The sequence below is a fragment of the Massilia sp. TSP1-1-2 genome (assembly GCF_049896185.1).
Classification (GTDB): Bacteria; Pseudomonadota; Gammaproteobacteria; order Burkholderiales; family Burkholderiaceae_D; genus Telluria_A.
Genome location: NZ_JAFCTU010000020.1, coordinates 32,970 through 47,432, shown reverse-complemented (window position 1 = coordinate 47,432; position 14,463 = coordinate 32,970). Strand labels below are relative to the sequence as shown.

Here is a 14,463-nt window from a genome sequence, read left to right as displayed (position 1 = left end):
TTCCCAATCCTCAGACCCAAGCTACCATGACACCTACGCTACCGACGACTTTGATGGCCAACGCGATTCGCGCACTGGCAATGGACGCAGTTCAACTGGCCAATTCCGGCCACCCTGGTATGCCGATGGGGATGGCCGACATCGCCGTGGCATTGTGGGCCGGCCATTACCAGCACAACCCGGCCAACCCGAAATGGGCCAACCGCGACCGCTTCCTGCTCTCCAACGGGCATGGCTCGATGCTGCATTACGCGCTGTTGCACCTGTCGGGCTACGCCTTGAGCATGGATGACATCAAGCAATTTCGTCAACTCCATTCCAAGACCCCCGGTCACCCGGAAGTGGACATCACGCCGGGCGTTGAAACGACTACCGGTCCGCTCGGCCAGGGCATCGCCAACGCGGTCGGCATGGCGTTGGCGGAGTACCTGCTGGGCGCTGAATTCAACAAGCCCGGTTTCGACGTTGTCGACCATTACACCTATGCGTTCCTGGGCGACGGTTGCCTGATGGAAGGAATTTCGCACGAAGTGTGCGCGCTGGCCGGCACCTTGAAACTGAACAAACTGATCGCGCTGTACGACGACAACGGCATTTCCATCGACGGCAAGGTCGAAGGCTGGTTCACCGACGACACCCCCAAGCGTTTTGAAGCCTACGGCTGGAACGTGATCCGCGCCGTCGACGGCCATGATGTGGCCGCGGTCGACGCTGCCATTGCGCAAGCCAAGCTGGCCGACAAGCCCACCCTGATCTGCTGCAAGACCATCATCGGCAAGGGTTCGCCCAACCTGCAGGGCGGCGACAAGGTGCACGGCGCCGCACTCGGCGACAAGGAAGTGGCGGCCGTGCGCGAGCACCTGCTGTGGACCTCGGTCCCGTTTGAAATCCCGGCGGAGGCGTACGCGGCCTGGGACGCCAAGGCGCAGGGCGCCGCAAGGGAAGCGGCCTGGAACGACAAATTCGCCGCCTACCGCGCGCAGTTTCCGGAGCTGGCCGCCGAACTCGAGCGCCGCATGCAGGGCGAGCTGCCGGCCAATTTCGACGCCGTACTGTCCGCTGCCATCGCCTCGTGCGTGGAAAAGAAAGAAAACATCGCCACCCGCAAGGCCAGCCAGAACGCGATCCAGGCGCTGGCGCCCGCGCTGCCTGAATTTTTGGGCGGCTCGGCCGACCTGACCGGTTCCAACTTGACCAACTGGAAAGAGTGCGTCGCGCTGCGTTCCGGCAAGCCGGGCAACCACATCAACTACGGCGTGCGCGAATTTGGCATGAGCGCCATCATGAACGGCATTGCCCTGCACGGCGGCTATATTCCGTTCGGCGCCACCTTCCTGACCTTCTCGGACTACAGCCGCAATGCGCTGCGCATGGCCGCCCTGATGAAGCTGCGCTCGATTTTTGTGTTCACGCACGACTCGATCGGCCTGGGCGAAGATGGCCCGACGCACCAGTCGATTGAACACGTCTCGTCGCTGCGCCTGATCCCGAACCTGGATAACTGGCGTCCGTGCGACACGGTCGAGTCGAGCGCTGCCTGGGGCGCCGCCGTGCGCCGCAAGGATGGCCCGTCGACGCTGATCTTTTCGCGCCAGAACCTGCCGTTCCAGGAACGCAGCGAGGCGCAAATTGCCGACATCGCCCGCGGTGGCTACGTGCTGCAAGATGCACCGGATGCCAAGATCATCCTGATTGCCACCGGTTCCGAAATCGAATTGGCCACCAAGGCCGCTGCCGCCCTGACGGCCGAAGGCGTGGCCGTGCGCGTGGTGTCGATGCCGTCGACCGACGTGTTCGACCGCCAGGACGCCCCCTACAAGGCGTCCGTGCTTACGCGCGGCGTGCCGCGGGTGGCGATCGAGGCCGGCGTGACCGACTTCTGGTACAAGTACGTGGGCCTGGAAGGCGCGGTGGTCGGCATCGACACCTTCGGCGAATCGGCCCCGGCGCCAGTGCTGTTCAAGCACTTCGGCTTTACGGTCGAGAACGTCGTGGCCAAGGCCAAAATCGTACTGGCAGCATAGAATTGACAAACAACTGGCAGGCGCATCAACAACTTCAGGGACCCTCTTTTTTTAATCATCAGGAGCATAAGCATGACGATCAAAGTTGCAATCAACGGTTATGGCCGCATCGGCCGCAATGTACTGCGCGCTTTCTACGAAGGCGGCAAGAAACATGACATCCAGATCGTGGCCATCAACGACCTGGGCGATGCCAAGTCGAACGCCCACCTGACCCGCTACGATACGGCCCACGGCAAGTTTCCTGGTACCGTGACGGTCGAGGGCGAGAACATGATCGTCAACGGCGACGTGATCCGCGTGTTTGCACAGCGCAATCCTGCTGAAATTCCTTGGGGCGACCTGGGTGTGGACGTGGTCCTGGAGTGCACGGGCTTTTTCACCACCAAGGAAAAGGCATCGGCTCACCTGAAGGGTGGCGCCAAGAAAGTCATCATTTCGGCTCCGGGCGGCAAGGATGTCGACGCCACCATCGTGTTCGGCGTGAACCAGGACGTACTGAAAAGCACGGATACCGTGATCTCGAACGCGTCGTGCACCACCAACTGCCTGGCTCCCCTGGTCAAGCCGCTCAATGACGCCATTGGCCTGGAAACTGGCTTGATGACAACCATCCACGCGTACACCAACGACCAGGTGCTGTCGGACGTGATGCATGAAGACTTGCGCCGCGCCCGTTCGGCCACGATGAGCATGATCCCGACCAAGACCGGCGCTGCCGCCGCGGTCGGCCTGGTGCTGCCTGAGCTCAATGGCAAGCTGGACGGTTTCGCAATTCGCGTGCCGACCATCAATGTCTCGCTGGTCGACCTGACCTTTATCGCCAAGCGCGACACGACAGTCGATGAAGTCAACGCGCTGATGAAGGCGGCCGCCGAAGGCGCCATGAAGGATGTGCTGACGTACCAGACCGAGCCGCTGGTATCGATCGACTTCAATCACAACCCGGCGTCGTCGAATTTTGATTCGACGCTGACGAAAGTGTCGGGCCGTTTGGTCAAGGTATCGTCGTGGTATGACAACGAGTGGGGTTTCTCGAACCGCATGCTCGACACCACCGTGGCGCTGATGAACGCGAAGTAATCGTTCTTGGCTGTACACAAAAACGCCCGGCTTGCCGGGCGTTTTTTTGCCATCATCGTCCGCGCATCGTCCGCGTGCCCATGCGGTCAATGCGTGCGGCGGCTATTTGAACTTGTACACCAGCGTCACCCGCACATTGCGTCCCTGCACATCTTCCCGGTCTTGCGGAATCACGCCGCCGCCCGACTCGTTGATCGAGCGGTAGTCGATCGGCGGGCGCCGGTTGAACAAATTGCCCACGTGCGCCGACAAGGTCAGGTTCTTGATCCCCGTGTAGCTGACGTTGTAGTCCGCACGCACATACGAGGCGACGCGGCATTCCTGCGCCGACCAGTCGCGCTCGGCGCAGCCGGCGTCCGTGTACTGGTCGTCGAAATAGTCGCCGTTGAGCGTGGTCGGGCTGTTCCAGGCGAAGCGCAAGCTGTTGTTCACATTGCCGGTCTGCAGCGCGGCCGTGAAATTGGCCACCGTTTTGGAGTAGCCATAACGCCCGGCCAGGTTGTCGCCGTAGCTGCCACCGTCGCGCTCGGCAAAGAAGGTCTTGAAGTCGAGCAGGCGCGTAGCGTTGAACGTCAAGTCCCAGCGCCCGATGCCTGAATCGATGCGCGCTGCCGCGCCCACGTCAAAGCCGCTGGTGCGCGTCTTGGACACGTTCAAAAAGGTGCCGTTGATCGACGACAGCGGGCCGGCCGTGACGCCGTAGCGCTGCTGCACGGTGGCCGTGCTTTCGCCCTCGACCGAGGTGAAGGTCGACTCTTGCGTGAGCGGCAGGCGGTTGATCACGCCCGGCGCTTGCTGCGCCTCGGCGGCCAGCAGCTCGTCGTTCGATTTGAGCGAAATTTCATCCTTGCGCCGGATGCGCCAGTAGTCCAGCGACAGGTTGTAACCTTTGATTGGTTCCAGCACGAAGCCGATGGTGGCGCTGCGCGAGACTTCCGGTTTCAGGTCGGGATTGTTGCGCACAATGCTGGGCACGCCGCCAAAGCATTCCTTGCTCTCGACCGCGTCGGCCTTGGCCGAGGTGATCGCCTTGAGCGGATCGGTCTCGGGCAAGGCGTCGGAGCGGGCGCGCAAGTCGTTGGCGTAGGCCTGCGCTTGCGAGCAGCGCTGCGGGTCCTGGGTGCCGCTGGAAAAGGCGAACTTGCTCGACTGCGCGCTCTCGGTCAGGTTGGGCGCCCGAAAACCGGTCTCGATGGTGCCGCGCAGCAGCAGCGCCTTGGACGCTTCGAAGCGCATCGCCAGCTTGGGCGAGACGTGCGCGCCAAAGCCGGGAAACTTGTCGACGCGCGCCGCGCCGGTCATGTTCAGCGCGTCCGTCAGCGGCACCTCGGCCTCGGCGAAGGCGGAGGTAGAAGTGCGCGCGGCGTCGGCGCTGGCCGCGCCGTTGCTGACGATGTCGCCGGCCAGGAGGTTGGCCGTCGGTGAGATCAGGAATTTCTCGTGCCGGATGTCGGCGCCCAGCGCCATCAGCACCTTGCGGCCTCGAAATTGGCCAACTTCGCCGCTAATCCTGCCATCCCAGAATTGCTGCGTGATCTTGCCGTCGTAACCGTTTTCGGGAAACAGCGCGTTGATCACTTCGGGCGAATTGATCTGGCCCAGGCGGTAGCTGCGGTTGAAGAATTGCTGGTCGCGCAGGTTGCCGTCTTCGTCATAGCCGGGCGTGCCGATGACCTGCGTGAAACCGTTGACGCTGAAAAAAGTGCCGCGGCTGCGGTCGGTCGACTTGCTGCCCATGATGCCGATCGCACTTTCCCAGTCGTAGTTGCGCCAGTTGCCTTTCAGGCCAGCCAGCGCCCGGTATTGCGAACTGTCGGACTGGCGAAAGCCCGGGTCGTCGAGGAAGCGGTAACGCAGGTCCAGGTCCCGGCCCGACTGGTTCAGCGGGTGGCCGGCGGGGATCGGACCATGGTCGAAAGTGCGGGCCTGGCCTGTGGCCGGGTTGCCCCAGGTGGTCACGCCGGCGGCCGAATCGTAGGTGGCGTAAGTACTGCCGTAGGTGGTCTTGGTCTTGGAGTACAACACTTCGGCAAAGCCTTCCATGGTGTCGGAAAAGCGCAGTTTGCCGGACAACAGCAGGTTGGCGCGATCGGCCTTTGGCTGGACTTCAAAGCGGCTGAAGCGATCGTACACGCACAGGCCTGCTGCATTGAGCGTGGTGCAGCCGGGCAGGGCGCCCTGGCCGATCAGGTTGCCCGGAAAACTGAAGGTGGACGGCGCGCCACGGTTGCCGAACATCAGGCCGCTGGCGGGACGCAGGGTGGCGAATTTGCTACCGTAGGCCGGATTGATATCGTCGACGACCTCGCGCCAGAACACGTTGCCGCGCTTGAAGAATTCAACGTTGGCCAGCACGTTGTAGCCGTCCACGGCCATGTCGCCAATGCCGCCGGTGAGGCTGGCAGTGGACTCGTGAAAGCCGCTGTGCTTGCTCGCCTGCTCGTGCGTGGCGCGCGCGGTCAGGCCGCGGTAGTCGCCGCGGGTGATGATGTTGATGACGCCGGCCACCGCGTCCGAGCCGTAAATCGACGAGCCGCCGCTGCGCAGCACTTCGACGCGCTCGATCGCGTCCAGCGGCAGGCTGTCGAGGTTGGTGAACACTTCGTTGTAGTCGGCCAGGGCATACGGCGCCACGCGGCGCGAATTGAGCAGCACCAGCGTTGACTGCTTGCCCAGGTTGCGCAGCGACGCCGACGAGGCGCCGCCGGCGAAGGAACTGCTGCCGCCGACGTCCGACAGGCTGCTGGTCGAGGCGGTCATGGTGTCGACCAGTTCGCGCACCGAATTGACGCCGAGGCGGTCGATCTCGGCGCGCTTGATCACTTGCAGCGGCGTGGCAGTCTCGGCATCGATGCGCGCGATGTTGGAACCGGTGATGACCACGCGCTGGACCGGAGCGTTCGGCGCGGCAGCATCCTGGGCCAGCACAGCATGCGCCGGGCCGAAGGTCAGGGCGACGGCAAGGACAATCTTTTTTAGACGAAAAGGAAACGGCATGATGTTGTTCTCTCTGTAAAGGTGGGGGCAGGCCGGGCACATCGCGGCATCAATCAATGGACAATGGCCCTGTTGACGGAGTTCTGGGAAATGCTTCGGGCTTGAGGCCAGTCAATCCGCCGACGAAAAACAGGGCAAAAAAAACCGCCCGAAGGCGGTTTTTAGCGTTCAACGAAATTGTGCTTAGAACTCGTAGCGCGCCGTCAAGCGAACGCTACGCACCTGCTGGAACGACGTAGGGCGCCGGTAGTTGTTGCTCAGCTGACCTTCGATAATGCGCGTGCCCGTGTCGGGATCGATTTCATTGACTGTAGTTGCGCGGCTGTAGTCGCGCGTCTCGTTCCATTCCACAACCTTCTGTGTGTTAAACAGATTGAAGATGTCCATCTGCAAGCTCAGCTTTCCCTTGGAGATCTTTGGCATGTAAGCCAGCTGGACATCCAGGCTGTTGGTCCAAGGCGTACGGCCTGCCGTTCCGCGCTGACCCAGCACGGAAGTGCGACCGGCGTCCGGACCATCCGAGCGCAGGCAATAGTACGACGATGCGGTCGAGTAGCCTTCTGCGTCGGAGAAATCAGGCTGGGTACCTGGAACGAAGCCGATGCAGCTGGTTGGACGGCCCGACGATGCGGTGGCATTGATGCCGAGGCGCAGGGTATCGGTCAGCGCGTAGTTGCCAAATACCTTCAGCACATGGCGGCGGTCGTTCGACGTGTAGCCATTCGAGCCATGGGTCAGCGAAGGGAAGTCGAAGTCTTGGGATACGCCGGCGTCTTCTTGGTTGATGACCGAGTTCACATAGCCTTCAGCGGTCCCCTTGGTCTTGGCCAGCGTGTACGACGCGTTAACGCTCCACTTGCCATCCCATGGACGATCCAGGGTGAATTCCAGCGCCTTGTAGCTACGGCTGTACTTCTCCAGGCCGACATAGCTGGCTGGAAAGGTGGTCTGGGCCAGCTTGCCATTGTTGTCCAGGTCAACGTTGAGCGTCACGTCATTGCCCGGATTGACGATGGCACACGGCGCCATGGTGCGGGAGTCGAAGTCCGGGTGGCCGTTGTCGGCGGCCCAGCGTTCAAAGCCCAGGTGCGAACAGTAGTCATCCATACCGTTCTGGACCTTGCGGTAGGTGCCCTTGATGCCCGCACGCCAGCCGTTGAACACCAGCTTCTCGGCGCCAAGGATCAGTTCATCCTGGGACATCGGCTTCAGGTTGACGTCGGCGATGGTCGAGGGCAATGGCAAGGCGCCGTCACCATTGACCTGCTTATTGCCGATTTCAACCGTGCCCAATGGCGCCTGGGTGACCGGGTCGCGGCCGGTGTAGGTGTAGAACTGATGGGTGAACAGTTCGCCGCGGGTGGCGCGGATGTTGGTGTTGGCAGCGACTGGAATATAGTAGCGGCCCAGGTTGCCATACACCTTCATGGACGCGTCGCCATTGACGTCCCAAGCGGCGCCCAGGCGCGGGGCCAGCAGGCGTTCGGCCTTGACGAAGCTCACGCCGTCGGAGTTTTTGTTGTCAAACGATTCCCAGCGCAGGCCACCGTACGTGAGTACGTTCTTGGTAATTTTCCAGCTGTCTTCGATGTACAGCGCCGTGTTCTTGACTTCGAATTCACCCGAGGTCGAGGTGATGATGCGCTTGCGCGCATATTTCGCGCCGGGTGCCACGGTATTGGGCACGCCATTCACAGTGCCGGTGGGCGAAGGAATATAGCGCCAGTAGAGGCCGCCCGAGTAGGTCGAGGAACCGGCTGCAGCCGACGTGAACTTCTGGGTGTCGATACCGCCGCGCAGGGTGTGGTCGCCCAACACGTAGTCGACGTCGATGCGGAAGGCGCGGCGGCTGTCCTTGTCGTCCTTTGCGGACGGGTCACGGATCGATTCACCTGGGAAAGGACCGGTCCAGCAGCCGATTTCGGTCTGGTCATCCACGACGACAGGGCAAGACTGGTCGGCCACGCGGAAGCCCGTGGTTTTTTCTACCTTGTCGTCCACGGAACCCACCAAGGCCGACAAGGTCAACGCATCCGTCAGGTAGCCGGTGTATTTGCCGATCAGGGTATGTCCGCCCGAAGTCAGCTTCGATTCCTTGCCGGTACCCACGTGGCTGGAGGCATACTGGTTGGTCAGCGCGTTCTTATAGTCAGTGACGTCGATTTCTTTCTTGTTCGTGATGCCGGTGAACTCGAATCGATGTTTGTCGCTCGGCGTGAAATCGAGCTTGATCATGCCGTTCGGGGTCGTGTCAATGAACGTGTTGCTGTTCGAACCGCGAAAGCGGTGCTCGGAATCGCGCTTGCCTTCGACGACACCGAAGAAGAACAGTTTGTCCTTGATGATCGGGCCACCAAGGAAGACATTGGCGCTGATATCGTTGAACCGGTCGTAAGCACGGTGAACCGTGTACTCGCCAGGGGAATCGAGGTTCTCGACATTCTGGCCCTTGGCTCTACCCGCGTCTGGGCTGTAGATGACCGAAGCGCCGCCTTTCCAGGTGTTGGTGCCGCGCTTGGTCGCGAGCGAAATCACGCCTCCGAGCGAGCGGCCGAACTCGGCGCCGTACCCGCCCACTTTCACCTGCTGCGAACCGATAGCGTCGAATGGCAGGTTGGCGTAGGACAAGAAGTTGCGGATATTGGTAACGTCAAAGCCGTTGATGTAATACCCGTTTTCCGCAACGGACGCGCCGGCAAATGCTGGCAGGTTGCCGGCGCCGAGGTCGGCGTCACCCTTGACCACGCCTGGGGCCAGGATGGCGATGGCGTTGACGTCGCGCGCCACTGGCAGCGCTTGCATCTGCTCGGCGGTAAATACCGTCGTCGACTCCACGCTCGAGACGTCAATCTTGTTGCGGCGGCGTGAAACCAGCACGCGTTGCATTTGACCAGCTTCAGTCAGTACGACCTGGGTGCCGGTACCGATTGACACGGTGACTTCGCGGGCCACGCCGTTCGAAGTTACCGTGTACTGGCCTGGCGGCAGCTTCGATTGTACGAACGAACCGTTGGCATCAGCGACGAGCTGGCGCGAAGTATTGGTGTCAACGCTGGTGATCGTGACTTTTTGGCCTGCGGCGGCCTTGCCGAAAATGGAACCCTCTGACTGCTGCGCGTAGGCTACGGTTGAAACCAGCAAGCTGGCGGCGATGGCCAGTGCGGTACGGGTCAAGGTAGACTGCCGAAATGCATTTTTTCTCATTCCAATTTCCTTAAATCAATGTGTCGCTCGTGAGTTCTGTTAGAACTGCGTAAGGTCAGGTCCAGCTATCATTCTTCTGTACAAGATTGCGCCTTGGGCTATCTCAACACTATTGCAATTTGATGTCAATTTATATGCATGTCAACTGCGCAAGAAACAACGATCGGCGACGCTGGAGGCGGCAATTCCGGTGTCCTGGATGGTCCACGGGGTAAATTCGAGGGCGCCCGTCATTACAGGCGCTATGCGCGGGAGCGGCGCAGTGGGCCGCGCCACGCGAAGGTAAAGGGCGTCATTCAGCGCAGCAATGGCCGGCATGGCCGGGTCAATTCAAACAAAATTGGTGCAATGACGCCGCGCCCGGCAGCACAGCTTGCGCCGCCCACCGGCTACGGCGGCCATCATCCCAGAATCTGACGCCACAGTTGGACGACGCTGGCGCTGTGCTGGGCCACCAGCGCCGGATCGATGCGTGCATTGTCCTGCCCCTGCAGGCGCAACTGGTGCTGCAGCCGGCGCATCGCGCGGTAGGCGTCGCCCACCGCCAGCCCGAGGGCGGCATCGACCAGCCCCAGTTCGCCGGCCACGCGCAGCAGGGCAATATTGCCGGCGTTGGCGGTCAGCTGCGCATACTGCGCCGCGTGGCGCAGTACCAGATACTGGACGATGAATTCAATGTCGATCATGCCGCCCGCGTCGTGCTTGAGGTCGAATAGCGCGCCGCGGTTGGGGTAGGCGTCGCGCATCTTCTTGCGCATCTTGAGCACTTCCGCCTTCAGTTGCGGTTCTTGCGTGGCGCGCTCCTTGCGCAGCACGCGCTCGCGGATGGCTTCAAAGCGCGCGCCGATGGCAGCATCCCCGGCGCAAAAACGGGCGCGCGTGAGCGCCTGATGCTCCCACACCCAGGCCGCGTTGTCCTGGTAGCGCTCGAACGCAGTCAGTTTTGAGACCAGCATGCCGCTCGCGCCATCCGGGCGCAGCGCGGTGTCGATGTCGAACAGGATGCCGGCCGAGGTGTGCGCCGTCATCCACGTAATAAAACGCTGCGCCAGCTTGGCGTAATTGGCGCTCGCGTCCTGGTCGTCATCGTCGAACAAAAAGATCACGTCGAGGTCCGAGACGTAACCGAGTTCCTTGCCGCCCAGCTTGCCGTAAGCGATCACGGCAAAGCGCGGCACTTCGCAGTGGCGGCTGGCGATCGTGTTCCAGGCGGCGTCGATGGTGGCCGCGACGATGGTGTCGGCCAGCGCCGACAGATAGTCGGCCAGGCGCTCGACCGTCAGGTCGTCGGCCAGGTCTTGCGCCAGCAGCCGGAACAGCTGGGCATGGTGGGCTTCGCGCAGGATGTCCATCTGGCGTTCGGTGTCGCCGGCAGCTTCCAGCAGCTGGGCGCGCAGTTCACGCGCCAGCGCCGCGTAGTCGGGCGCGGCGTGGCGCATGCGGTCGTCGAGCAGTTCGTCGAGCACGATCGGGTGCCGGGTCAGGAACGTGGCCGCCCAGCCCGACGCGTACATCATGCGGATCACGCGTTCGAGCGTGTGCGGGTATTCGGTCAGCAGCGACAGATAGGCCGACCGGCGCGCGATGGCCTCGAAAAAGTCGAGCAGACGCCCCAGCGTGGCGCTCGAACTGCCGCCGGCGCTGGTGGCCGCCGTTTTGCCGATCAGCGGCAGCGCCGCGTTCACCAGCGCCAGCAGGCGCGTGCGCGACGCCTCCGGCAAACCCTGGACGCGCGGGCTTTGCCAGGTCGCCATCAGGCGCCGCGCCGCGCCTGCCGGGTCGTCGAAGGCCAGTTCGGCCAGGCGCGCCTGGATCGCTTGCTGGCGGTCGAGGTCGGCCAGTTCGCTGGATGACTGGGGGTCGACATTGCCGGCGCTGTTGCCATTGCCGGCCTTGTCGCTGAAGATGGCGTCGAACTGGCCGGCCACGAAGGACCGTTCCGCGTCCAGGCGCGCGAGCAGCGTGGCCGTATCGGGCAAGCCCATCATCCGCGCCACGGTGGCGCGGTCGGCGTCGTTGGCGGGCAGGGTGTGGGTCTGGGCGTCGTCCAGGTATTGCAGGCGGTGTTCCAGGTTGCGCAAGAAACTGTAGGAGGCCAGCAGGCGCTCGACGGTGTCGGGCGTGAGCAGGTCCTTGTCGGCCAGCACGCGCAAGGTGGCGCGGGTGGAACGCTCGCGCAGCGCGGCGTCGCGCCCGCCGCGGATCAGCTGGAACACTTGCGCCAGAAATTCAATTTCGCGGATGCCGCCGCGCCCCAGCTTGACATTGTTGCTGCGGTCCGGGTGCAGGCGCTCCTGGCGGTCGACCTCGGCGCGAATTTGCGCGTGCATGTTGCGGATCGCGTCGATCACGCCAAAATCGAGGTAGCGCCGAAACACAAAGGGCCGCACGATAGCGTCGAGCGCGGCGATGTCGTCAGGCGTGCCGGTCACGGCGCGCGCCTTGACCCACGCATAGCGCTCCCACTCGCGGCCCTGGACGATCAGGTATTCCTCGACCATGTTCAGGCTGGCCACCAGCGGCCCCGAATTGCCGTTTGGCCGCAGTGCCATGTCGACACGAAAAGTAAAACCGTCCTCGATGATTTCCGACAGCGCCGCGATCAGCTTTTTGCCCAGCCGCGCAAAAAATTCGTGGTTCGACAGCTGGCGCTGGCCCGGTTCGGCCAGCAGCGTATCCCCATCCTCGGGATAGACGAAGATCAGGTCGATGTCGGACGACACGTTCAGTTCGCCGCCGCCCTGCTTGCCCATGGCCAGCACCAGCATGTGTTGCGGCAGCAGCGATTCATAGCCCATCGGCATGCCATGGCTGGCGACCATCTCGGCCATCAAGGCGTCGAGGTGGGTACGGATGGCAAAGTCGGCGAAGCGGGTCATGCTCTCGACCACCTCGGCCAGGTCGGCCTGGCCGTCGAGGTCGCGCCGGATCAGGCCGCACACCAGCAAGTTGCGCAGGCGCCGCATGGCGCGCGGCAGGGGCAGGCCGGTGGCCGCCTCGCGCGCCAGGGCCGCCGCCAAGTCGAGCGTGGCCAGCTTGTGCAGCACCAGTTCATCGATGGCGGCGCCGCGCGTGGGGGCGGCGGCCAGCCAGCGTTGATAGAAGCGCGAGGCGGCGGTCAAGGAGGGTGTTGTCATGTCGGTGCTTTAGGTGGAGTGTCGAAGGCGTACATTACGTACTATAGCGCTTGAATCACTTTGCCAGCAGGACGTCGCACGCCAGCGTGATGCCGTTCTCATCTTGCAGGTCGGCCTGGCAGCGCCGGCAGCTTGCAGCGACCGTTGCATCGGCCAGCAGCGCTTTCAATGCGCCGGCCACCCGCTGCGGGGGAAAATGACACGGCAAAATTTCGCTGCCGGCGCCCAGTTGCGCGACCCGGCTGGCGTTGTCGAACTGGTCAAACGCCATCGGCTGGATCAGCTGGGGCACACCGGCGCGCAAGGCCTGGCTGACCGATCCGATGCCGCCGTGGTGGATGAACGCCGCCGCACGTGGCAACAATGCCGCGAAGGGGGCGTAGGGGACGTGCATGATGCCGTCCGGCAAGCGCGGGGGGAGTTGCCCGGCATCGGCGGTGACGACGATGGCGCGTTTTCCCAGCAGGCGGCAAGCCGCCAGGGCGGCGCTGAAAAATGCATGCGAGACCGCGTTGGCCGTGCCGGCGGTAATGACCACGGGCGCCGTGCCGCCCTCGAGGAACCTTGTCAGCTGGTCCGGCATGGGCTGGTCTTCACCGTGCCCAGCCAGGGGGAAACCCGTCATCTCCAGCGCCGCCGGCCAGTCCGGCTGGCGCGCGCTGAACCAGGCCGGCACCAGGCACAGCGCCGCATCGCCCTGGTGCAGCCACTGGTGAAACATGCGCGTAACAGGGGCCAAGCCGAGGCTGGCGCGAATCTGGTTGAACGGGACCGTGTACAGCGGATCCATGAAGCTGCGGTCCATGGTGCGCCAGAGGAAGCGTTTGACAAAGCGCGGCAGGCCGGCCATGTGGCCGAGCGGCGAGAACCTGGGCGCGCAATGCTCGGAGCGCAGCACCGATGGCGACAGGTGGATCACCGCGACCGGCACCGCATGCGTTTCGCGCAGCAGGCGTGGCGCAAAGGCGAAGGTCGAGCCGATCGCGATAGTCTGGCCGGGCAACACATCGTGCGCCATGCGCTGGTGCGACGCGTGCACGCGCGCCATGACGCTGGCGGCGACCTTGCGCATGCCTTCTCTGGGGTCAGTGGCGGCGGGGGAGTCCAGGAACGCCTGGTACTCGGCGGCCTCGCTGGTGGCGGTGAAGTGCAGGCCGCGTTCCTCGGCGTGGTGCTGGAAATAGCCGTTGCCATACATGCGCACCTGGTGCCCGCGCCGCGCCAGCTCCATGCCGAGCGCCATGAACGGCAAGTTGTCGCCCAGGCTGCCCACGGCCATGATCAGTATTCTCACAAGAAGGTCCTCGATGTGCGGTAGACTATGTTTACGCCGTAAACTACGCTCCTATGTGAACAATGTCAACATCAGATAAGCCCTACCACCATGGCGACCTGCGCAGCACGCTGCTGGCGGTGGCTGACCAATTGATCGATGAAGGCGATGCTGGCGAGCTCAGCCTGCGGGAAGTGGCGCGGCGGGCCGGGGTATCGGCGCCCGCCACGTATCGCCATTTCCGCGACAAGCAAGCCTTGCTGGCCGCCGTGGCCCAAAAAGGTTTTGAGGACTTCAACCTGGCGCTGACCGAGGCGATGGCCGAAGCGGACGATCCGCTGGCGGCAATGGGCCAGGCTTATGTCCGCTTTGCGGTAGCGCGTCCCGGGCGCTTCCGGTTGATGTACGGGCCGGCCATCAGCGAGCGCAGCGCCTACCCGGAACTGCAGACGGCATGGGCGGCGGCAGCGGACGCCATGCGCAGCGCACTGGTCGCGCGCTCGCCGCCGGCGCCCGACGCCGCCGTTGCAAGTTTGAAACTGTGGTGCATGGTGCACGGCTTGTCGCAATTGATTCTCGACGGGATGCTGATGGGATATGACCCGGAAGAGTTGGCACGGGCCATTACCGCCGCTACCCCCGTGTGAATCGTTGCGTGGTCCTTGCGCTTCCATTAACGATTAGAAACAATTGTAGAGCTAACGTGCCTCGCGCAGAGGCGCCGATGGGGTAAAATTGCGGTGCG

7 protein-coding genes are annotated in these 14,463 nt (G+C 63.1%); 3 read left to right on the top strand and 4 right to left on the bottom strand.

Annotation, left to right across the window (positions count from 1 at the left end):
• Nucleotides 1–26 precede the first annotated feature (26 nt).
• Complete coding sequence (gene tkt / locus ACP7BV_RS17310) at nucleotides 27–2,024, top strand: transketolase (RefSeq protein WP_426105583.1); 1,998 nt, start codon at nucleotides 27–29, stop codon at nucleotides 2,022–2,024.
• Nucleotides 2,025–2,096: 72 nt separating this feature from the next.
• Nucleotides 2,097–3,107 carry a type I glyceraldehyde-3-phosphate dehydrogenase gene (gap, locus tag ACP7BV_RS17305; RefSeq protein WP_426105581.1) on the top strand — a complete coding sequence of 337 codons (1,011 nt, stop codon included), beginning with the start codon at nucleotides 2,097–2,099 and terminating at the stop codon, nucleotides 3,105–3,107.
• 102 nt (nucleotides 3,108–3,209) lie between these two features.
• On the opposite strand, the gene ACP7BV_RS17300 is transcribed toward gap, so the two are convergent.
• The 4 genes from ACP7BV_RS17300 to ACP7BV_RS17285 form a co-directional block, all read right to left on the bottom strand.
• The gene (locus tag ACP7BV_RS17300) at nucleotides 3,210–6,104 is read right to left on the bottom strand and encodes a TonB-dependent receptor domain-containing protein (protein WP_426105580.1); all 2,895 of its coding nucleotides are present in this window, start codon (nucleotides 6,102–6,104) and stop codon (nucleotides 3,210–3,212) included.
• A gap of 183 nt (nucleotides 6,105–6,287) precedes the next feature.
• Nucleotides 6,288–9,308 (bottom strand): TonB-dependent receptor, encoded by a 3,021-nt coding sequence (locus ACP7BV_RS17295; protein WP_426105578.1) that lies wholly within the window; start codon nucleotides 9,306–9,308, stop codon nucleotides 6,288–6,290.
• Between the two features lie 401 nt (nucleotides 9,309–9,709).
• A complete protein-coding gene (glnE, locus tag ACP7BV_RS17290; RefSeq protein ID WP_426105576.1) occupies nucleotides 9,710–12,445 on the bottom strand; it encodes a bifunctional [glutamate--ammonia ligase]-adenylyl-L-tyrosine phosphorylase/[glutamate--ammonia-ligase] adenylyltransferase in 2,736 nt (911 codons plus the stop codon).
• A 55-nt stretch (nucleotides 12,446–12,500) separates the two neighbouring features.
• The gene (locus tag ACP7BV_RS17285) at nucleotides 12,501–13,739 is read right to left on the bottom strand and encodes a glycosyltransferase (protein ID WP_426105575.1); all 1,239 of its coding nucleotides are present in this window, start codon (nucleotides 13,737–13,739) and stop codon (nucleotides 12,501–12,503) included.
• A 62-nt stretch (nucleotides 13,740–13,801) separates the two neighbouring features.
• Between ACP7BV_RS17285 and ACP7BV_RS17280 the strand changes: the two genes are divergently transcribed.
• On the top strand, nucleotides 13,802–14,365 hold the full coding sequence (locus tag ACP7BV_RS17280; RefSeq protein WP_426105574.1) for a TetR/AcrR family transcriptional regulator: 564 nt from the start codon (nucleotides 13,802–13,804) through the stop codon (nucleotides 14,363–14,365).
• Nucleotides 14,366–14,463 lie beyond the last annotated feature (98 nt).

What these genes read in the sequence shown, in the direction of transcription:
- gap (WP_426105581.1), top strand. Translation starts at nt 2,097, where the DNA reads ATGACGATCAAAGTTGCAATCAACGGTTATGGCCGCATCGGCCGCAAT.
- glnE (WP_426105576.1), bottom strand. Translation starts at nt 12,445, where the DNA reads ATGACAACACCCTCCTTGACCGCCGCCTCGCGCTTCTATCAACGCTGG.
- ACP7BV_RS17300 (WP_426105580.1), bottom strand. Translation starts at nt 6,104, where the DNA reads ATGCCGTTTCCTTTTCGTCTAAAAAAGATTGTCCTTGCCGTCGCCCTG.
- ACP7BV_RS17280 (WP_426105574.1), top strand. Translation starts at nt 13,802, where the DNA reads ATGTCAACATCAGATAAGCCCTACCACCATGGCGACCTGCGCAGCACG.
- tkt (WP_426105583.1), top strand. Translation starts at nt 27, where the DNA reads ATGACACCTACGCTACCGACGACTTTGATGGCCAACGCGATTCGCGCA.
- ACP7BV_RS17295 (WP_426105578.1), bottom strand. Translation starts at nt 9,308, where the DNA reads ATGAGAAAAAATGCATTTCGGCAGTCTACCTTGACCCGTACCGCACTG.